Source organism: Bradyrhizobium sp. UFLA05-89 (assembly GCF_059803475.1).
Window position 1 is genome coordinate 1 of record NZ_JBANBA010000123.1, and the last position, 19,401, is coordinate 19,401.

Here is a 19,401-nt window from a genome sequence, read left to right on the forward strand (position 1 = left end):
GCTTGGGGCTTGCGGAAACGGGCCCAGCGCCTTCTCGGTCAGGACCGAGTCGCAATACTCGCGGATCTCCTTGATCCTGCCGTCCTCGAGTCGAAACACCAGGCAATAGTCGTTGTCGTAGCGAACGCCTTCTTTGGTGACGTTGTCGCCCTTGGCCTCGACCACGACGACGTCGCCGTCGGCGATGAAGCGGTGCGCCACCGTGCGCGTGCGGTCGCGAAGGCGCGAGCGGACATGGCCGTGCAGGTCGTTGAGGATGGCATCCTTGCCGGTGAAGGTGCGCGACCAGGAATATTGCCCGGTGACGACCCATTTGGCGTCCTCCGCAAGGCTTGCGATGAACAGCGCGCGGTCGCGTACCTCGGGGTCGGGATTCGCGGCGGCGGCGAAAATATCCTGCATCAGTTTCTTGTTGGCGGCAGCGCTCATGATGGCTCTCCTTTGCTTGAGTCCGCCCGGATCATCGTCGCCTCACGCGAATTCTTCCAATCGATAATGGATATGATATCTATTCATTTCATGAATTTGCATTCGCTTGACCTCAATCTTCTGAACGCACTCGATGCGCTCTTGCGCGAAGCCAATGTCAGCCGCGCAGCTTTGCGGATCGGGCTGTCGCAGCCGGCGACCAGCCACGCGCTCCAGCGCCTGCGCGACATCTTCGGCGATCCGCTCCTGGTGCGCACCGGCGCGCGGATGGAGTTGACGCCGCGGGCGCAGGCCCTGCGCGCCCCGCTCGCCCAGGCACTCGACCAGGTGCGAGGGCTCTTCGTGCCGGAGGAGTTCGATGCGGCGCGCAGCGAGCGACAGTTTCGGCTGATGATGCCGGACCTCGCGGTCGAGCTGCTGATGCCGCCCTTGATGGAGAAGGTGACGCGCCTTGCGCCCAATGTGCGCATCGACGTGGTGCCGTGGCGAGGGCCCGCGATCTTCCACGCGGAGTTCGCCCGCACCATCGATCTCGTGATCTCGATCGGCAACGCCTTCAAGGGCTTTCACCGTCAACTGCTCTACACCGACAGCGACGCGCTGGCCGTGCGGCGCGGCCATCCCGTCGGTACCAAGCTGAAGCGGCGCGGCACGTTCCTCGCTGCCCGTCACGTCGCCGTCATCATCCGCGGCCAGGCCGAGGACCTGATCGACACCTGGCTACGCACCAAGGGCATCGAGCGGCATATCGCGCTGGTCGTGTCCGGCTATCTCGAGGCGCTGCACGTCGCCGCGCGCACCGACCTCGTCGCCTTCGTGCCGCGCCGGCTGATCACGGCGCTGTCGAAGCAGTTCGCGCTCGCCACCGTCACCCCGCCGCTCGATCCCGGCATCGACGAGCAGTTCATGTTCCATCCGACCCGAGCGCAGATGGATCCAGGCTCGATCTGGCTGAGACGGCTGATGCTGGAGACGGGACGGGAGTTGGAGAAGCGGAAGGCTTTGTAACTTTGTAGGGTGGGTTAGCCGAAGGCGTAACCCACCGCTTCTGTCTCCGCGGAAATCAAAGAGGTGGGTTACGCTTCGCTAACCCACCCTACGATCCGCGGACCCTCACGCCTTGTGCGCGTCCATCACCTTGCGCACGGCGGGCCGCTCGGACATCCGCTTGAAATGATCGGCGACCTTCGGTGTCGCCTTGATGTCGACGCCGTCGCCTTCGAGCCAGAGCGACAGCGTATGGAGATAGGGATCGCAGATCGTGTACTGCTCGCCCATCACCCAGGGCCCCCCGAGCATCTTCTGCTCGATCAGCGAGAAGCAGGCACCCATGGTCTTCGGGATCATCCGCTTCATGTCCGCGAACGAAGTCTCCTCGGTCGCCCAGCGCGCGCCACGGATCTTGTGGGCGTGCGCCACGTGCACCGTCGAGCACAGATAGGAATTGAACGACTGCGCCTGCGCGAATGCGAAGGCATCGTCGAGCGGCGCGAGCTTCGCCTTGGGAAACATTTGCGCGATGAAGCTAAGCATTGCCGGCGTCTCGGTGAGAACCCCGCGATCGGTCACCAGCGAAGGCACGCGGCCCTTGGGATTGATCGCGAGGTAGTCCGGGCTGTTCTGCTGGTTGGTCTTGAAGTCGACCCGTTCAGTCGTGTAGTCGGCCCCGGCCTCTTCCAGGGCGATGTGGGAGGCGACCGCGCAGGTGCCGGGGGTGTAGTAGAGCTTGAGCATGGGAGACCTCGTACCGAAAGGGCAACGTTAACGGCAGGCCGGCGCGGCGTCCATAGGCTGCTCTCTTCGCAGTTGCCGACGACCGCCTCCCGTGCGAAGACCCCGCAAACGGGGGATTTGACATGACGGTCCTTATCGCCGGCGGCGGCATCGGCGGGTTGACGCTTGCGCTCAGCCTGCACCAGATCGGTGTGCCCGCAAAAGTGTTCGAGAGCGTCGCCGAGCTGAAACCGCTCGGCGTCGGCATCAACGTGCTGCCGCATGCGGTGCGCGAACTGATCGAGCTCGGCTTGATGGACAAGCTCGATGCGAGCGGCGTGCGCACCCGCGAGCTCGCCTATTTCTCCAAGCACGGCAAGCCGATCTGGAGCGAGCCGCGCGGGTTGGAGGCTGGCTACAAATGGCCGCAATTCTCGATCCATCGCGGCGTCCTCCAGCAGCTCCTGCTCGACACCGCGGTCGAGCGGCTCGGCCGCGAGAACATCCTGACCAGCCATCATCTCACCGGCTGGCACGAGACGGCCGACGGTGTCCGCGCTGAGTTCATCGACAAGGCGACCGGCAAGCGCGCCGGGGCTTACGAAGGCGCGCTTCTGATCGCGGCCGACGGCATCCATTCCGCCGTGCGCGAAAAGCTCTACCCGCAAGAGGGGCCACCGATCTGGAACGGCCGCATCCTCTGGCGCGGCGTGACGCCGGCCAAAGCGTTCCTCTCCGGCCGCACCATGATCATGGCCGGGCACGAGATCCTGAAATTCGTCTGCTATCCCATCACCAAGACGCCGGACGCGTCCGGCAGCCACCAGATCAACTGGGTCGCCGAGCGGCATATGCCGCCGACCTATCAGTGGCGGCGCGAGGACTATAACCGCACCGCGCGGCTGGAGGAGTTCTTGCCGTGGTTCGAGAGCTGGCAGTTCGACTGGCTCGACGTGCCCGGCCTGATCAAGAACTGCCCGCACGCCTACGAGTATCCACTGGTCGACCGCGATCCGATCTCGCAATGGACTTTTGGCCGCGTCACCCTGATGGGCGATGCCGCGCACCCGATGTATCCGATCGGCTCGAACGGTGCCTCGCAGGCGATCCTCGATGCCCGCGTGATCACCCGCGAGATTCTTGCGAATGGACTGACGAATGCAGCGCTATCGGCCTATGAGGCCGAGCGCCGACCGGCGACGACCGATCTCGTGCTGCTCAACCGCAAGAACGGCCCGGAGCAGGTGATGCAGCTCGTCGAGGAGCGCGCGCCTGATGGCTACGACGTCGTCACCGACGTGCTGTCGCAGAAGGAACTGGAAGACATCGCCGCGAACTACAAGCGTGTCGCCGGCTTCCAGGTCGAAGCGCTGAACGCCAAGCCGCCGATCGTGTCGCGACAGCACGCGACAGGAGCGAGCGCCTGAGCCTCACCGCATCACCCGCGCGGCCTCGAGCAGCCGTTCGGTCGCGCTGGCGGTTGCGAGCAGCGTGCCGTCCTCGGTCATCAGCTTGCCTTCGACGAACGCGATCGTCTTGCCGAGCTGCGTCACCTTGGCTTCGGCAATGATCGGGCCGGGCCTGGCCGGAGCGAGAAAATTCACGGTCATGCTGATTGTGGTGGTGTAAAGCCTCCCCTCGCTCATCACGAACACCGCCGGACCCATCGTATCGTCGAGCATCGCCGAGAGCAGGCCGCCCTGGATGAAGCCGGCAGGATTGCAGAACTCCGGCTTGCCCTCGAAGCCAAGCTTGATCCAGCCCTGCTCGGGCCGGGCGTCCAAGAGGCGCCAGCCCAGGAGCTTGGCACAGGGTGGCATGTTGAAATCGTCGAGCGCGGTCATGACCATCGGGAGCCTCCATCTAGCTTCGCGATACCGCAGCGCTGCTGCCAGCATCCTGTCAGGAGTGCGCGCGGAGCTAGAGATCCAGCCCGTGCGCGATCACCTTGCGCATGACGTTGGGCAGCGCCTCATTGGCAAGGGTTGCGATCGGAACCCAGCGCATGCCCCCTGGCGCGCGGGTGCGGCTGTCGACCTCGGCGGTGTAGACCACGAGCTCCAGCGGGAAATGCGTGAACACATGGGTGACCACGCCCAGCTTGCGCTGCCAGCGGGTGAGGCCCTTGATCTCAGGCGCCTGCGCACGCGCAGCCTTGTCCTCCTGCCCGGCGAGCCAGTCCGAGCCCGGCACCTCGGTCATGCCGCCGAGCAGGCCCTTTTCGGACCGCGAGCGGACCAGCAGCTCATCGCCGCGAACGACAACGAAGGCCGCGCCGCGGCGCAGCGTGCCGCTCTTCTTCGGCGCTTTGCGTGGAAACGTCTCCTGCGTGCCTTGCACCCGCGCGACGCAATCCTCGTTCAACGGACACAGCGAACACGCAGGCTTCTTCGGCGTGCAGATCGAGGAGCCCAGATCCATCAGCGCCTGCGCGCTGTCGCCGGCGCGAGACTTCCCGTCGTCCGCGCGGGAATCCGCGAGCAGCGTCGCCGCCAATTGCTGGATCAGCGGTTTTGCCTGCGGCAATTCCTCTTCGACTGCGAACAGCCGCGACACCACCCGCTCGATGTTACCATCGACCGGCATGGTGCGGCGGTCGAAAGCGATCGCCGCGATCGCCGCCGCCGTGTAAGGCCCGATCCCCGGCAATGCGCGCAGGCCCTCTTCGGTATTTGGAAAAATGCCGCCATGCTCGCGCGCCACCGCGACCGCGCAAGCATGGAGATTGCGAGCCCGCGAATAGTAGCCGAGCCCGGCCCACATCCGAAGCACGTCGTCCTGCGAGGCGTGGCCGAGCGCCGTGACATCAGGCCACCGCGCGACGAATTTTGCGAAATAGGGCCCGACCGCCTTGACGGTGGTCTGCTGGAGCATGATCTCCGACAGCCAGACTCGGTACGCATCCGGCGTCTCGCCCGCCGCCGCGCGCCATGGCAGCCGGCGGCGATGGCGGTCGTACCATTGGAGCAGCGCCAAAGGACGCGCGGAGACTTCCGGCCGAACTGGTTCCGATTTCGCCTTCAGGGCGGGTGTGGGGCTCATGCTGACACTGTATCGACGTCGCACCGAACTCTCCACGTCATGCCCACGCTTGTCGCGGGCATCCACGCCTTTCTTCACGGCACGACGTGGATGGCCGGGGCTCGGCCCGGCATGACGCGGATAATTTCTGGTCAGCGTCGCACGATGATATGATGATATAAGGCAGCCATGTCCAAACCCGGTCCCATCAGCGCAAAGCCGCTGTCGATCCTGCTCAACGACGTCTTTGCCGAGGCCTATGCCAAGCAGGGCTTTGCCGCGCGCGAATTGGTAACGCGGTGGGGCGAGATCGCCGGCTCCGAGATCGCCACGAATGCGGAGCCGTTGAAGATGCAATGGCCGCGGCCGGTCGAGGGCCAGCCACAGGAACCAGCGACGCTGGTGCTGCGGGTCGAGGGGCCGATGGCGCTGGAGATCCAGCACTCCGCCGACGTCATCCTGGAGCGGGTCAACCGCTTCTTCGGCTGGAACGCGGTCGGCAAGCTCGCCTTCCGCCAGGCCCCGCTGTCGAGCCGCGGCCGCCCGGCCCGGCCCCGCCCACCCGATGCCGGGGCGGTGGCCAAGGTGGCCGAGACCCTCGGCAATATCGAAGATGAACAATTGCGAGACGCGCTGGCGCGGCTGGGCGCTGCAATCAAGCGAAATTGAGCCTCATTCCGCCGCTAATCTGGAGCCGTTGTTGCGGCCCGCCATTGCCTCCATTGCGGTTTCAAGCTAGCGACAGGCCGCTCAATCGGCGAACTTTGGGCGTGCCCACGCCAATTTCGGGAGTTGGACCTTTGATGATCACCCGCCGCGTCTTCACCACGATGCTTTCGCTGACCGGACTTGCCGTGGCCGCCGGGTTGTCGCCACTGCGGCTCATCACCGAGGCCATGGCGCAGAGCGCCTCCGACGTCGCCAAACCGGTGTCGCTGCCCGACATGGCGCTCGGTCCGGACAACGCCGCCGTCACCATCACCGAATTCGCCTCGATGACCTGCCCGCACTGCGCGGCCTTCAACGAGCAGGTGTTCCCGAAGATCAAGAAAGAATTCATCGACACCGGCAAGGTGCGCTACATCTTCCGCGAGTTCCCGCTCGACATCAAGGCCGCCGCCGGCTCGATGCTGGCGCGCTGCATCGCCAATGGCGACGCGCCGAAATTTTTCGCCGTCACCGACATGTTGTTCCGCTCGCAGGCCGACTGGGTGACGAAGAACACCACGGAGACGCTCGCGCGGATCGGCAAGCAGGCGGGCCTCTCGCAGAGCCAGGTCGAGGCCTGCCTGAAGGACCAGGCATTGCTCGACAAGATCGCCGCCGACCAGAAATATGCGAGCGAGGTTCTGAAGGTCGATTCGACGCCGACCTTCTTCATCAACGGCGAGAAGATCAAGGGCGAGGCCTCGTTCGAGGAATTCGCGAAGAAGATCAATCCGCTGTTGAAGAGCTGATCTGGCTTCGCCCCCGATTTCCGAGACGCGAGCCGAGCTTGCGTGGCGCCTTGCGATAGCGACGTCGCAACCAAACTAGTTAAGCCACGAGTTGCCGACAGTTACGTGAATTTCTTCAGTACATATCCGAGCAGCGCGGTCCATCGAGAAAGCGAAGCTTTGGCATTGGACTGGAAGTACTTGCAAAATCACGTCTTCCGAACCGAGATGCGCTGCGGGCGGGCAGATGGGCCTCTTGCTGCTCCGTGAGTTAGTGAAGAAGCCCGTCTGGTGGTTCGGAGGTAGGCAAAGAGCCGAGTTGTGGCGCGGCAGACAACGTAGAGCCAAGCCGACCACCCCCTCGGAAATTGGTTGTCCGCTCCCGTCAAGGATGTAAGCGAAGCCGCGTCAGAGATTGTTCCTTGACCACAATCACAACCTGCGAGAGCATGAGGGCGTTCATTCATATCTTTTTTTGGAGAATGCCAGATGACCACCATCCATATGGACTCTTCCGTGAGCCAAACGATCACGTGCGCTGTTCAGAATGGAGGGGTTCTGAGCTGCACCAAAACAAGCAGCAAGGACGTCTATTCTCACTCAATCTGGGCGACAGAAAACAATATCCGGCAGTTCACGATGTTCGAGGGCGACAGTATCGTCATTCCAACCGGCTCAACTCTGACGATCTGGATATTCCGGAAGCAGCCAGGCAAGTCGACCTGGACAATGGATTTTGACCTCAAGGAAAAGGCCACCTGAGCGGCGATGCAACCCGAAGGCTTGGCAAATAGCTGGATCGTCACGTCAGGACCAACTCCGGCGCGGGCAATGGCTCGTTTGCCGAGCGCTCTAACTCCCCTGCCCGACCAACGCCCAAAGCTTTGTTTGCTGTTGATAAATGCCGACACACCTGCCGAAAATCATGCCCCGTGTTGAAGAGCTGATCTTCACGTTTTGATCCTGATTCGCGACCTGCGAAGCCTCAAATCCCTTGTGAAAAGCGGCTTTCGCCGGTTGCCCTGACGCGCCGGCGCGGCCATTGTCCAGCCGCATGAGCCGCATCAAGCGACTCATCCGGACCCCGACATTTGCCTTCTATGGTATTGTCACGGCAGGGAGATTCGCGTCCTGCCAACAGAGAAGCGTGTTTTATGAAGATCACCCGCCTGCGCCTTCATGGCTTCAAGTCCTTCGTCGAGCCCACCGACTTCGTGATCGAAGCGGGCCTCACCGGCGTCGTCGGACCGAACGGCTGCGGCAAGTCGAACCTGGTCGAAGCGCTGCGCTGGGCGATGGGTGAAACCTCGCACAAATCGCTGCGCGCCGCCGACATGGACGCGGTGATCTTCGCAGGCTCCGGCAATCGCCCCGCGCGCAACCACGCCGAAGTGACGATGACGATCGACAATGCCGATCGCACCGCGCCGGCGGCGATGAACGACAGCCAGCTTCTCGAAATCTCCCGCCGCATCGAGCGTGAGGCGGGCTCGGTCTATCGCATCAACGGCCGCGACGTGCGCGCCCGCGACGTGCAGATCCTCTTTGCCGATGCCGCCACCGGCGCGCGCTCGCCGGCCCTCGTCCACCAGGGCAAGATCGGCGAGATCATCCAGGCCAAACCCGAGCAGCGCCGCCGCGTGCTCGAGGATGCCGCCGGCGTTGCCGGCCTGCACGCCCGCCGCCACGAGGCCGAGCTGCGGCTGAAGGCGGCCGAAACCAACCTCACCCGCGTCGAGGACGTGATCGGCCAGCTCTCCGGTCAGATGGAAGGCCTGAAGAAGCAGGCCCGCCAGGCCGTGCGCTATCGCGAGGTCGCAGCCAAGGTGCGCAAGGCCGAGGCCACGCTATTCCATCTCCGCTGGGTCGGCGCCCATGCCGAGGTCAATGAGTCCGGCCACACCCATGATCTCGCGGTTCGCGAGATGGCCGAGCGCACCCAGCACCAGGCCGAAGCCGCCCGCATCCAGGCGATCCGCGCCGCCGGGATGCCGGCGCTGCGTGATGCCGAAGCGCGCGCCGCGGCAGGCCTGCAACGGCTGACCAATGCACGCGAGCTGCTCGATCGCGAGGAAGTGCGCGCAAAGGATCGCGTTACCGAGCTCGAGCGCCGACTGGCTCAGTTCGAGGGCGACATCGCCCGCGCGCAGCAGCAGACCATGGATGCCGACGTGGCGCTTCATCGGCTCGACGCCGAGGATCTGGAGCTGAAGGAAGAAATCAAGTCGCGCGTCGAGAAGCGCTCCGGTGTCGATGAGCGCGTGTCCGAGGCCGAGGCGACGCTCACCGAGACCGAACAGCAGTTCTCCGAGCTGACCACGGCGCTTGCCGACCTCACCGCCAAGCGCAATCAACTCGAAGCCAATGTCCGCACCCACCGCGACAAGCTCGCGCGGCTCGACCAGGAGATCGCGAATGTCGCAGCGGAAGAGCAGAAGCTTGCGGAGGAGACCGGCGGCTTCGGTGATCTCGACGAGCTGACCGCTGCCGTCGAGAATGCCGAGCAGACGCTGGCAGCCTCCGAGGCCGCGGCGCAGGACAGCGAAGCCGCGCATGTCGCGGCTCGCCAGACGCTGGAATCCTCGCGCTCGCCGCTGAACGAAGCCGACAAGCGCGTGCAGCGTCTTGAAACCGAGGCGCGCACGATCTCCAAGATCGTCAACGGCGAGACCAAGAATCTGTGGCCGCCGATCATCGACGGCATCACCGTCGACAAGGGTTTTGAAAAGGCGATCGGCGCTGCGCTCGGCGACGACCTCGATGCGCCCGTCGATCCCTCCGCGCCGATGCGCTGGACCAATGCCGGCGTCACGGAAGGCGATCCGGCGCTCCCCGAGGGCGTCGTGCCGCTCGCCAATCACGTGCAGGCGCCGATCGAGCTTTCGCGCCGACTGGCGCAGATCGGCGTCGTGCCGCGCGAACGCGGCGCAGAGCTCGTCTCGCAGCTCAAGACCGGCCAGCGCCTGGTCTCGCCCGAAGGCGACGTCTGGCGCTGGGACGGTTTTGTCGCTGCAGCTCACGCGCCGACTGGCGCCGCGCGACGGCTCGCCGAACGCGCCCGCCTCGTCGACATCGAGAACGAGCTGGAGCAGGCCCGCATCGACGCGCAGATCAAGCGCCAGGCGCTGGAGAACGCGGAAGGCCAATTGCAGATGGCCGCCAGCACCGAAGGCGCCACACGTGAGGCCTGGCGCGCAGCGCAGCGCGAGCTCAATGCCGCCCGCGAGCGCCATGCCACCGCCGAGCGCGAGATCAACCGTCACGCCGCGCGCAAGTCGGCGCTGTCGGAGGCGCACAGCCGCCTCGCCGCCGACCGCGCCGAGGCCGAGGCTGCGCATGAATACGCGGCAGCCGCGATCTCCGAGCTGCCGTCGAGCGAAGACACCGAAGTGCGGCTCGCGGCCGTGCGCAGCGACATCGAGGGCCAGCGCCGCATGGCCGCCCAGGTCCGTGCCGAGGCACAGGCGCTGGCGCGCGAGGCCGAGCTCGCCGATCGTCGCGTGCAGGCGATCCTCGCCGAGCGCACCGAATGGCAGAACCGCAAGGAAAGCGCGGCCTCCCACATCGACACCATCCAGGCTCGCATCACCGAGGTCTCGGTCGAGCGCGGCGATCTCGAGAATGCGCCTGCCGTGTTCGCCGAGAAGCGCAGCGCGCTGATCAACGAGATCGAATACGCCGAGAACGACCGCCGCGTGGCCGCCGACGCGCTCGCCGAGGCCGAAACCGCCATGGCCGAGACCGATCGTGTCGCAAAGCTGACGCTCGAAGCCTTGTCGAGCGCCCGCGAAGCGACCGCGCGTGCCGAGGAGCGCATGGAAGGCGCGCGGCGCCGTCTGGAAGACATCGAGCGCGAAATCCGCGACATGCTGGAGGTCGAGCCGCAGGCCGTCGCCGGCCTTGCCGAGATCGAACCCGGCGCGGAGCTGCCGCCGCTGCACGAGATCGAGGAGGACCTCGAAAAGATGCGCCGCGACCGCGAGCGCCTCGGTGCGGTGAACCTGCGCGCCGAGGAAGAGCTCAAGGAGGTCGAGACCCAGCACACCGGCCTCACCACCGAGCGCGACGACCTCGTCGAAGCCATCAAGCGGCTGCGCCAGGGCATCCAGAGCCTCAACAAGGAGGCCCGCGAGCGGCTGTTGACCTCGTTCGAGGTCGTCAACAACCACTTCAAGCGCCTGTTCGTCGAACTGTTCGGCGGCGGTGAGGCGGCTCTGCACCTCATCGAGAGCGATGATCCGCTGGAAGCCGGTCTCGAGATCATCGCAAAGCCCCCGGGCAAGAAACCTCAGACGCTGTCGCTGCTGTCGGGCGGCGAGCAGGCGCTGACCGCGATGGCGCTCATCTTCGCGGTGTTCCTCACCAACCCCTCGCCGATCTGCGTGCTGGACGAAGTCGACGCGCCGCTGGACGACCACAACGTCGAACGGTACTGCAACCTCCTGCACGAGATGACCAGCTCGACCGACACACGCTTCATCATCATCACGCACAATCCGATCACCATGGCGCGAATGAACCGGTTGTTCGGCGTCACCATGGCCGAGCGCGGCGTCTCGCAGCTCGTGTCGGTGAGCCTGGCAGAGGCGGTGGACATTCTCGACCAGAACGTGGCGTGAAGCGGCAGTCGTTCCACACCCATTGACGTCATCATCCGCGAAAGCGGATGATCCAGTACGCCGCGGCCTCTCGGTTGAACGGCGCTGTCTCGGAGTACTGGATGCCCCGCCTGCGCGGGGCATGACGATGGATGATGATTTCCCCTACCCTTCCTGCCGAGCTCAAAGCCGCGCTTGACGCCAAGCTCGTGGGCTTTTCCCGCACTGACGCCGCGCAGCGGGCCGGGCGCATCTCGAACACCTATCGCGCTGGCGGTGGCTCCGCCGCCATCAAATCCGAAGCTGATGCACTCGCCTATGCGCTCGCTCGCATGCCGGCGACCTATGCCGCCGTCGCTGCAAGCCTGAATGCGCTCACCATGATCGTGCCGGAGCTTGCTCCCGAGAGCCTGCTCGATGTCGGCGCAGGGCCGGGCACCGCGAGCTGGGCGGCCGCGGAAGCTTTTGCCTCGCTGCAATCCTTCACCCTGCTCGACGCGAATCGCACGTTGAGCAGCCTGGCGCTCGAGCTTGCGCGTGACAGCACGCGACTGGCTGACATCAGCTATTTGCCGGGCGACGCCGCCGCGAACCTCGCGGGGGCCACGCCCACCGATCTCGTCATCGCGAGTTATTTGATCGGTGAGCTCGGCGAGCACGACCAGCGCGCGCTCGCTGACGCGATGTGGGCGAAAGCCCGGCACGCCCTCGTCGTGATCGAGCCCGGCACGCCAGCCGGCTACGCACGTACCCTTGCGCTGCGTCAGCAGTTGATTGCATCAGGCGCGCATGTCGCGGCGCCCTGCCCGCACGACAAACCCTGCCCGCTCACACCGCCCGACTGGTGCCATTTTGCCCAGCGCCTGCCGCGCTCACAGGCGCACCGGCAGCTCAAGGGCGCCGAGGTCCCCTTCGAGGACGAGAAGTTCATTTATGTGGCGCTGACCCGCGCGCCTGTCGCCGCGCGCTTTGCACGCGTGCTGGCAGAGCCTGATGTCGGCAAGGCCGAGATCACGGCCAAGCTCTGCACCGAGCAAGGCGCCGAGCTCGCGAAGGTGCCGCGCCGGGACAAGGCGGCCTATGCGGGTGCCCGCCGCTGGCGTTGGGGCGACGCCGTCATGGCCGAAAGTTAACCTCGATCAGTGCTTTTCTCTTGAACTGGAATAGGCTTGCGCCCGACCAAGCCTTACTTGCCTTTTGCCTGCCTTGCGCGCCGGCCTGCCGCCCGGCGTCGTTTTGGTCTACGCTATCCGCCTTCTTCCCCTTCAGGAGTTCTCCATGTCGACCGGCTGGATCGTTCTCGGCGTCATCGTCGTCCTCGTGCTGTTCGCCTTCGGCGCCTACAACCGCCTGGTGGCGCTGAGCCAGCGTGTGGGCCAGGCCTTTGCCGACATCGACGTGCAGCTCAAGCAGCGGCATGACCTGATCCCGAACCTGGTAGAGACCGTGAAAGGCTACGCGGCGCATGAGCGCGGCACGCTCGACGACGTGATCAAGGCGCGCAATTCGGCAATGTCGGCGCAGGGACCGGCGCAGGTGTCCGCGGCCGAGAACCAGCTCTCCGGCGCGCTCGGCCGGCTGATCGCGCTGTCGGAGGCCTATCCCGACCTCAAGGCCAACGCCAATTTCCAGCAGCTCGCGAGCGAGCTCTCGGACCTCGAAAACAAGATCGCGGCGAGCCGCCGTTTCTTCAACAACGCGGTCCAGGAATACAACACCGGCATCCAGCAGATGCCCGCCGCCTTGTTCGCCGGCATGTTCGGCTTCACGCGCAAGGAGTTCTTCGATCTCGGCGCGAGCCGCACCGAGGTCGAGGCGGCGCCACAGGTCAAGTTCTGATCTGAAACGATAGACCGGCAGGACAGCGCGCCATGGCCGCGTATGGTCTCTACACGCATATCGCCTCGAACAGGTTTCGTTCGATGGTGCTGCTCGCGGGCCTGTTCCTGCTGTTCTACGTGCTGGTCTATGCCGGCGCGCTGATCGCCGAAGTCGTCATCAACGGCAATCAGTCCGTCGCCTATTATCTGACCCACGCTCTCTCCGACCTGATCAAGGCATCGCCCTTCGCGACCGCCGCGGCGATCGCCTGGATCGTGATCGCCTATTTCTTCCACCAGTCGATGATCGATGCCGTCACCGGCGGCCACGACGTGACAAGACAGGAAGAGCCGCGGCTCTACAATCTCCTCGAAAATCTCTGCATCTCGCGTGGCATCACCATGCCGAAGCTGAAGATCATGGAGAGCCCGGCGCTGAACGCGTTCGCGACCGGCCTCAACCCGCGGCAATATGCGATCACCGTCACCACGGGTCTGATGAAAGCCCTGAACGACCAGGAGATCGAGGCGGTGCTGGGCCACGAGCTGACCCACATCAGGAACGGCGACGTGCAGCTGATGGTGGTCGCCGTCATCATCGCCGGCGTGGTCGGCTTCTTCGGCGAATTGTTCTTCCGCATGTTCACGAGCTTCAGCTGGAGCTCCGGTTCCGGCGGCTCGTGGTCGTCGGGTTCGTCCTCCTCGTCGCGATCGTCCTCGTCATCAAGCGACAGCAAGAGCTCGGGCGGCGGCGCGGTGGTGGTCGTCATCATCGCGGTCGTGCTGATCGTGGTGGCCTGGCTGGTGTCGCAGGTGGTCAAGCTCGCGCTGTCGCGTTCGCGCGAATTCCTGGCCGATGCCGGCTCGGTCGAGCTCACCAAGAATCCCGACGCGATGATCTCGGCGCTGCGCAAGATCGACGGCCGCGGCGAGCTGCCGGGCGCGACCTCTGCCGTGATGGAGCTCTGCGTCGACAATCCCCGCGAGGGCTTCGCCGACCTGTTTGCGACCCACCCCTCGGTCGACTCGCGGATCAAGGCGCTGGTCAATTTTGCCGGTGGCCATGATCCGGGCCCGCTGCCGCCGCCCTCGGACGAATCCGAGGAATCGGGAACGCAGGCGGAACGGCAGGACATCCCGCCGGCGGTGCCCACCGGCCCGTGGACCGATTCTGGCACGCCGGCCGATGCCACCGTGCCGAGCCGCCCCGGAACCCCGGTCGGCAATCCAATGGGACCCTGGGGCCATCATTGATCGCACAATTTGCCGCGCCACGAGGCTGGATGCGGAGGGATTTTGGTGCGATTGGGAAAAACCGCGGGAATTGCTGCAACGAGGTCCGGAGGAATTGAATTCTCCCTTGTTTCTGCCATGTTCGCGCCCAACAGCAGACTTGGGCAAGTCGGCTGGGAAAGTCGATTTGGGACCTGACCGATCGTGCATCGCGATCGGGGGCGCGCGTTTAGGGGACGTCAATGGCAAAGCCGGCAGTGGTTGTGGTGGGCGCGGACAAGGGTGGGGTCGGCAAGACCACGGTATCGCGCACCTTGCTCGATTATTTTTCCGCCAACAACGTGCCGACCCGCGCGTTCGACACGGAGTCGCCGCGCGGAACCCTGAAGCGCTTCCACCCTGACATCACCGAGATCGTCGACATGACGACGACGGCCGATCAGATGAAGATCTTCGACACGCTCAACGCGGTGAGCCCGTCGGTGACCGTGATCGACGTCCGCGCCGGCCTGCTCTCACCGGCGCTGGCTTCGCTGCGCGACATCGGCTTCCTCGACGCCGCCAAGGCCGGCCAGATCACCTTCGCCGTGTTCCACATCCTCGGGCCCTCGATCGCCTCGCTGGAGGAGATCGCAGAGACCGCAGGCTTCATGACCGGCGCAAAATATTTCCTGGTGAAGAATTTCATCAACGACACCCAGTTCTTCCAGTGGGACCAGGCGACCTACAACTCCTACTTCCACCGCATCAAGGATGCGACCGAGCTGACCATCCCCAAGCTCAACGAAATGGCCTATGAGCAGGTCGAGGTTTCGTCCGTTCCGTTCCTGAAATTCGTCGCCAACAAGGGCATCCACGACGAGGCCGCGAACTATTCGTTCGTACTGCGCGGCTATGTCCGGCACTGGCTGGCGAACGTCTGGAGCGAGTATGACCGCATCCGGCTGACCGACATCGTGGGCTCCAAGCCCGCCGCCCGTAGCAGCGAAAAATAGTTGCGGGCAAGCTGCGGATGCGGCTGGATTGGGCGCCGAACCCGCCTGATATAGCTGCCAATGGCCGCCACGCCCGTCTACATCATCTGCTCCCCCCGACCGCAGGTCGGCAAGACGCTGCTTGCGCGCTTGCTGACCGAGTTCCTGCTGCTCAAGAACGGCGATGTCGCCGCCTTCGACGTCAATCTGAAGGAACCATCACTGCTCGACTATCTGCCGAAGGTCACCGAGACGGCCGACGTCATCGACACCTACGGCAAGATGCAGCTCATGGACCGCGTCATCGTCGATGACGGCCTCGGCAAGGTGATCGACCTCGGCTTCCACGCCTTCGATGAATTCTTCAAGATGACCGACGAGATCGGCTTGTTGAAGGAAGCCGCCCGCCGCCACGTGGCGCCGATGATCCTGTTCGTCGCCGACACCGACCGCGTGTCGAGCCGCGCGCATGAAATGCTGCGCCAGCAGATCCCGCGGATCAGCCTGATCACCGTGGACAACGAATATGTCGTCCGCGGCGAGCTGCCGCCTGCCATGGCCGGCGGACGGCTGTTCCGTCTGCCGGCGCTGCCGGGCTTCCTGAAGACCTATATCGACCGGCTCAACTTCTCCTTCACCGGCTATCTGCGCCAGGAGAAGGACTCGTCGACCGAATTGCACCAGTGGATCCGGCGGAACTATCTCGCCTTCCGGGAGCTCGAGCTCAGCCTGATTCTGCAGAGTTCTTAATTATTTTACCCGGGTAATATTGACTGATCGCCTGGCGGCTTGTATGACCTCGCGCGACACCATTCCCCGCGAGACCGAGCCAATGAGCATCGACCGAAAGGCCGCGATTGCCGCCTACAAGGAGCGCAAGGCCGCTGGCGGCATCTACGTCGTCCGCTGCGCGGCGACAGGCGAAGCCTGGGTCGGCCAGGCACTCGATCTGGAGAAGGTCCCCAACCGGATCTGGTTCACGCTGCGCCAGGGCGGACATCCCTGCCGCTCCCTTCAGGCGGCATGGAACGCGCATGGCGCCGCGGGCATCAGGTTCGCCGAATGCGAGCGGCTGGACGAGGAGGACGTGAGCTATGTCCGCGACGCGCTGCTGAAGGAGCGCATGCTACATTGGCTGTCGGAGCTGAAGGCCGAGGCGATCTAAGGCCAGCGCTTGCCGCGGGCTCCTTCACCTCTCGCGCGTGCGGAAGAGGGAGCGCATCTCCTACGCGGCTCTATTCAATGCCCCTCGAACGTCATCAGGGTACGCACGGGCACGTCCATGGCGCGCAGCTTGGCAGCGCCGCCGAGCTCCGGCAGGTCGACGATGAAGCAGGCCGCGACCAGGTTGGCGCCGATCTGCCTGAGCAGCTTCACCGCGCCCTCGGCGGTGCCCCCGGTGGCGATGAGGTCGTCGACCAGGATGACGCGCTCGCCGGGCGCGACCGCATCCACATGCATCTCCATCTCGTCGATGCCGTACTCCAGCGAATAGGCGATGCGCACCGTGGTGTGTGGCAGCTTGCCTTTCTTGCGGATCGGTACGAACCCGGCCGAGAGCTGATGCGCCACCGCGCCGCCGAGGATGAAGCCGCGCGCCTCCATACCGGCGACCTTGTCGATCTTGTTACCGGCCCAGGGATGCACGAGCTCGTCGACCGCGCGGCGGAACGCGCGCGCATCGGCCAGGAGCGTGGTGATGTCGCGGAACATGATCCCGGGCTTGGGATAGTCGGGGATCGTTCGAACGCTCGCCTTCAGATCGTAGTCAAAAGTCATTGGTGCCTCTCAATCGACGCCCGCACTCAGCCGGAATGCGTTCTCGACAATTCGTAAACCCACCTCGCCGCCGAGCGACATCAGCGACTCCGGATGGAACTGCACGCCGGCGACCGGCAACGTCTTGTGCTCGAGGGCCATGGCGACGCCGTCCTCGGTGCTCGCCGTGACCGACAGAACTTCCGGCATGCTGTCGCGCTCAACATACAGCGAATGATAGCGGCCGATCACGATCTCATTCGGAAGGTTGCGCATCAGGCGCCCACCCCGCACCTGCACCCGCGAGGGCCGGCCGTGGGCGGGATACGTCAGTTGCCCGAGCTCGCCGCCAAAATATTCGCCGATTGCCTGCACCCCGAGGCAGACGCCGAACACCGGCAGCTTCTTCTGAAGCGCCGCGTCGATGGTCTTTTTGATCCCGAAATCCTCCGGGCGGCCTGGTCCGGGCGACAACACCAGCAAATCCCATGTCTTCTGCTTGAGCATGTCGAGCGCATGCACATAGCGGACCACGGTGACGCTGGCGCCGACCTGGCGGAAATAGTCGGCGAGCATGTGCACGAAACTGTCGTCATGGTCGATCAGCAGCACGTTCTTGCCCGAGCCGGTCGCATCGGGCGCGAAGGTCGACAAAGGCTTTGGCGGATCGCCGCGCAGCGCCTGGAACAGGGCGGCGGCCTTCACCTGGCACTCGCGGTCTTCAGCGGCCGGATCGGAGTCGAACAGGCAGGTCGCGCCGACACGCACCTCGGCAAGCCCATCCTTCATGCGGATGGTACGAATGGTCAGGCCGGTGTTGATGCTGCCGTCGAAATTCACCGCGCCGATCGCACCCGCATACCAGCGGCGCGGCGAGCGCTCGTGATCCTCGACGAACTGCATCGCCCAGAGCTTCGGAGCGCCGGTGACGGTGACGGCCCAGGCATGGGTGAGGAATGCATCGAGCGCGTCGAAGCCGGGACGCAACATGCCTTCGACGTGGTCGACGGTGTGAAAAAGTTTTGAGTAGGTCTCGATCTGCCGCCGCGCCAGCACCTTGATGGTGCCGGGCACGCAGACGCGCGCCTTGTCGTTACGATCGACGTCGGTGCACATGTTGAGCTCGAACTCGTCCTTCTCCGAGTTCAGGAGCTGGCGGATCTGCTCGGCATCGCCGATCGCATCCGTGCCGCGCGCGATGGTGCCCGAGATGGGGCAGGTCTCTACGCGACGGCCATCAGAGCGCACGAACATCTCCGGCGAAGCCGACACGAGAAACTCGCCGTCGCCGAGATTCATCAGCGCGCCGTAGGGCGACGGGTTGATGACGCAGAGACGCTGGAACACTTCCGCAGGCGAGCGCTCGCAGGGCTCGGCGAAGAGCTGTCCCGGCACGGCCTCGAAGAGATCGCCGCGGGCAAAGGCCGCGCGCGCGGTCTCGACCGTCGCCTGATATTCGCCGGGCGCATGATCGGCAAAGCCCTGCCGCGGCGTCTTGAGATACGGGCTGTCCGCGGTCTCGCGCGGCAGACCTTCGGTCGATTTGCCCTTCCAAGTGAAGTCGTAGCTCAGCACCACGCCACGGCCGGTGGCGCGGTCATAGGCGAGCAGGCGATCGGGCACATAGAGCACGATGTCGCGCTGGTCCTTTTCACGCGGGCGCTTCTGCACGAGATCCTCGATCTGGAAGACGAGGTCGTAGGCGAACGCCCCGAACAGGCCGAGCAGCCCGTCATCATTGGCGGAGAAGGCGCTGACGAGATCGCGCACCAGCGACATCACGCTGGCGCGCCGCGTGCGCTGGTCCTCCTCGACCGGCGCATCTCCGCGGATGATGTGGCCGGCAAGCCGCGAGGCCGTCTTCTCGGAGATCACCACGCAGGGCTCGCGCAGGACATCGGCGAGGAAGGCGATCAGCACCTGGCCGCGCTGGTTCAGCGCTTCGAGCTGGAAATTGACGCCTGATGTTTCGAGCTTGAGCGGCGGATCGGAGAAGCCGAGGTCAAAACTCTCGTAGCGGCCGGGCACGGTGGTGCCCGACGACAGCACCACACCGCGGCGACGGTCGAGCAGGTTGACGAGATCGTCGAGCCGGCTGGCGCCGCCGCTGAATTGCTCCGCCACGCGCGTGATCGCGAGACCCGCGCGGGTCACATAGTCGCTTCTGGCCGGAAGGGCAAAGACTGTCCTGTTCATGTGATCCTCTTGGGCTCCTCTTACGAGACTTGCCGAGGGAACGCCACACAGGACAAACGATCAGGCCGCCGCTCTGCGTTGGCGACCTTCGACGATTTGGGAAAATGAAATCGCACCGGCCACCTCTTTAGGAGGTGCGCCACCAAAGACGGGATGGGCGGACGGCGGTGCTCATGGGGGAACTACACACCATGGCGCGGGGACGGCGTCAAGATGGCGAGGC

At 64.8% G+C, this 19,401-nt stretch carries 19 protein-coding genes; 12 read left to right on the forward strand and 7 right to left on the reverse strand.

Going from position 1 to position 19,401, the window contains the following annotated elements; translation table 11 throughout:
• Positions 1 to 429 (reverse strand): nuclear transport factor 2 family protein (locus SO139_RS38890; protein WP_498541693.1); only part of this gene is annotated, 429 nt, incomplete at its 3' end.
• A gap of 90 nt (positions 430 to 519) precedes the next feature.
• Between SO139_RS38890 and SO139_RS38895 the strand changes: the two genes are divergently transcribed.
• Complete coding sequence (locus SO139_RS38895; RefSeq protein WP_498541694.1) at positions 520 to 1,437, forward strand: LysR family transcriptional regulator; 918 nt, start codon at positions 520 to 522, stop codon at positions 1,435 to 1,437.
• 105 nt (positions 1,438 to 1,542) lie between these two features.
• Here SO139_RS38895 and SO139_RS38900 read toward each other — a convergent pair whose 3' ends face one another.
• Complete coding sequence (locus SO139_RS38900) at positions 1,543 to 2,163, reverse strand: glutathione S-transferase family protein (RefSeq protein ID WP_449380429.1); 621 nt, start codon at positions 2,161 to 2,163, stop codon at positions 1,543 to 1,545.
• A 122-nt stretch (positions 2,164 to 2,285) separates the two neighbouring features.
• Here SO139_RS38900 and SO139_RS38905 point away from each other — a divergent pair, with 122 nt between their 5' ends.
• Entirely contained in the window at positions 2,286 to 3,569 is a 1,284-nt protein-coding gene (locus SO139_RS38905) for a flavin-dependent oxidoreductase (protein ID WP_449380430.1), read from the forward strand.
• 3 nt (positions 3,570 to 3,572) lie between these two features.
• Here the strand turns inward: SO139_RS38905 and SO139_RS38910 are convergent, their stop codons facing one another.
• Positions 3,573 to 3,992, reverse strand: coding sequence for a PaaI family thioesterase (locus SO139_RS38910; RefSeq protein ID WP_449380431.1), 420 nt, complete (start codon positions 3,990 to 3,992; stop codon positions 3,573 to 3,575).
• Between the two features lie 70 nt (positions 3,993 to 4,062).
• Positions 4,063 to 5,184, reverse strand: coding sequence for an A/G-specific adenine glycosylase (gene mutY / locus SO139_RS38915; RefSeq protein WP_449380432.1), 1,122 nt, complete (start codon positions 5,182 to 5,184; stop codon positions 4,063 to 4,065).
• Positions 5,185 to 5,352: 168 nt separating this feature from the next.
• Here mutY and SO139_RS38920 point away from each other — a divergent pair, with 168 nt between their 5' ends.
• The 3 genes from SO139_RS38920 to SO139_RS38930 all read left to right on the forward strand — a co-directional run bounded on the left by SO139_RS38920 (position 5,353) and on the right by SO139_RS38930 (position 7,361).
• On the forward strand, positions 5,353 to 5,832 hold the full coding sequence (locus SO139_RS38920) for a DUF721 domain-containing protein (protein ID WP_449380433.1): 480 nt from the start codon (positions 5,353 to 5,355) through the stop codon (positions 5,830 to 5,832).
• A 131-nt stretch (positions 5,833 to 5,963) separates the two neighbouring features.
• Positions 5,964 to 6,620 (forward strand): DsbA family protein, encoded by a 657-nt coding sequence (locus SO139_RS38925; RefSeq protein WP_449380434.1) that lies wholly within the window; start codon positions 5,964 to 5,966, stop codon positions 6,618 to 6,620.
• Between the two features lie 468 nt (positions 6,621 to 7,088).
• Positions 7,089 to 7,361, forward strand: a complete 273-nt coding sequence (locus SO139_RS38930; protein ID WP_449380435.1) for a hypothetical protein — start codon at positions 7,089 to 7,091, stop codon at positions 7,359 to 7,361.
• A gap of 90 nt (positions 7,362 to 7,451) precedes the next feature.
• Here SO139_RS38930 and SO139_RS38935 read toward each other — a convergent pair whose 3' ends face one another.
• Positions 7,452 to 7,667, reverse strand: a complete 216-nt coding sequence (locus tag SO139_RS38935; RefSeq protein WP_449380436.1) for a hypothetical protein — start codon at positions 7,665 to 7,667, stop codon at positions 7,452 to 7,454.
• A gap of 86 nt (positions 7,668 to 7,753) precedes the next feature.
• Between SO139_RS38935 and smc the strand changes: the two genes are divergently transcribed.
• From smc to SO139_RS38970, 7 genes are all read left to right on the forward strand, one after another.
• The gene (gene smc / locus SO139_RS38940) at positions 7,754 to 11,218 is read left to right on the forward strand and encodes a chromosome segregation protein SMC (protein ID WP_449380437.1); all 3,465 of its coding nucleotides are present in this window, start codon (positions 7,754 to 7,756) and stop codon (positions 11,216 to 11,218) included.
• A 131-nt stretch (positions 11,219 to 11,349) separates the two neighbouring features.
• Positions 11,350 to 12,330 carry a small ribosomal subunit Rsm22 family protein gene (locus SO139_RS38945; protein WP_449380438.1) on the forward strand — a complete coding sequence of 327 codons (981 nt, stop codon included), beginning with the start codon at positions 11,350 to 11,352 and terminating at the stop codon, positions 12,328 to 12,330.
• Between the two features lie 145 nt (positions 12,331 to 12,475).
• A complete protein-coding gene (locus SO139_RS38950) occupies positions 12,476 to 13,036 on the forward strand; it encodes a LemA family protein (protein ID WP_027524255.1) in 561 nt (186 codons plus the stop codon).
• Between the two features lie 32 nt (positions 13,037 to 13,068).
• Positions 13,069 to 14,271 (forward strand): M48 family metallopeptidase, encoded by a 1,203-nt coding sequence (locus tag SO139_RS38955; protein ID WP_449380439.1) that lies wholly within the window; start codon positions 13,069 to 13,071, stop codon positions 14,269 to 14,271.
• A 221-nt stretch (positions 14,272 to 14,492) separates the two neighbouring features.
• The gene (locus SO139_RS38960) at positions 14,493 to 15,245 is read left to right on the forward strand and encodes a P-loop NTPase family protein (protein WP_449380440.1); all 753 of its coding nucleotides are present in this window, start codon (positions 14,493 to 14,495) and stop codon (positions 15,243 to 15,245) included.
• A 60-nt stretch (positions 15,246 to 15,305) separates the two neighbouring features.
• The gene (locus SO139_RS38965; protein ID WP_449380441.1) at positions 15,306 to 15,974 is read left to right on the forward strand and encodes a hypothetical protein; all 669 of its coding nucleotides are present in this window, start codon (positions 15,306 to 15,308) and stop codon (positions 15,972 to 15,974) included.
• Between the two features lie 82 nt (positions 15,975 to 16,056).
• Positions 16,057 to 16,389: a GIY-YIG nuclease family protein gene (locus SO139_RS38970; RefSeq protein ID WP_449380442.1), complete on the forward strand. Its 333-nt coding sequence runs from the start codon at positions 16,057 to 16,059 to the stop codon at positions 16,387 to 16,389.
• Positions 16,390 to 16,463: 74 nt separating this feature from the next.
• Here SO139_RS38970 and SO139_RS38975 read toward each other — a convergent pair whose 3' ends face one another.
• Together SO139_RS38975 and SO139_RS38980 are read right to left on the reverse strand one after the other, a co-directional pair.
• On the reverse strand, positions 16,464 to 17,003 hold the full coding sequence (locus tag SO139_RS38975; RefSeq protein ID WP_449380443.1) for an adenine phosphoribosyltransferase: 540 nt from the start codon (positions 17,001 to 17,003) through the stop codon (positions 16,464 to 16,466).
• A 9-nt stretch (positions 17,004 to 17,012) separates the two neighbouring features.
• On the reverse strand, positions 17,013 to 19,178 hold the full coding sequence (locus SO139_RS38980) for an anthranilate synthase component I (protein ID WP_449380444.1): 2,166 nt from the start codon (positions 19,176 to 19,178) through the stop codon (positions 17,013 to 17,015).
• Between the last annotated feature and the right edge of the window lie 223 nt (positions 19,179 to 19,401).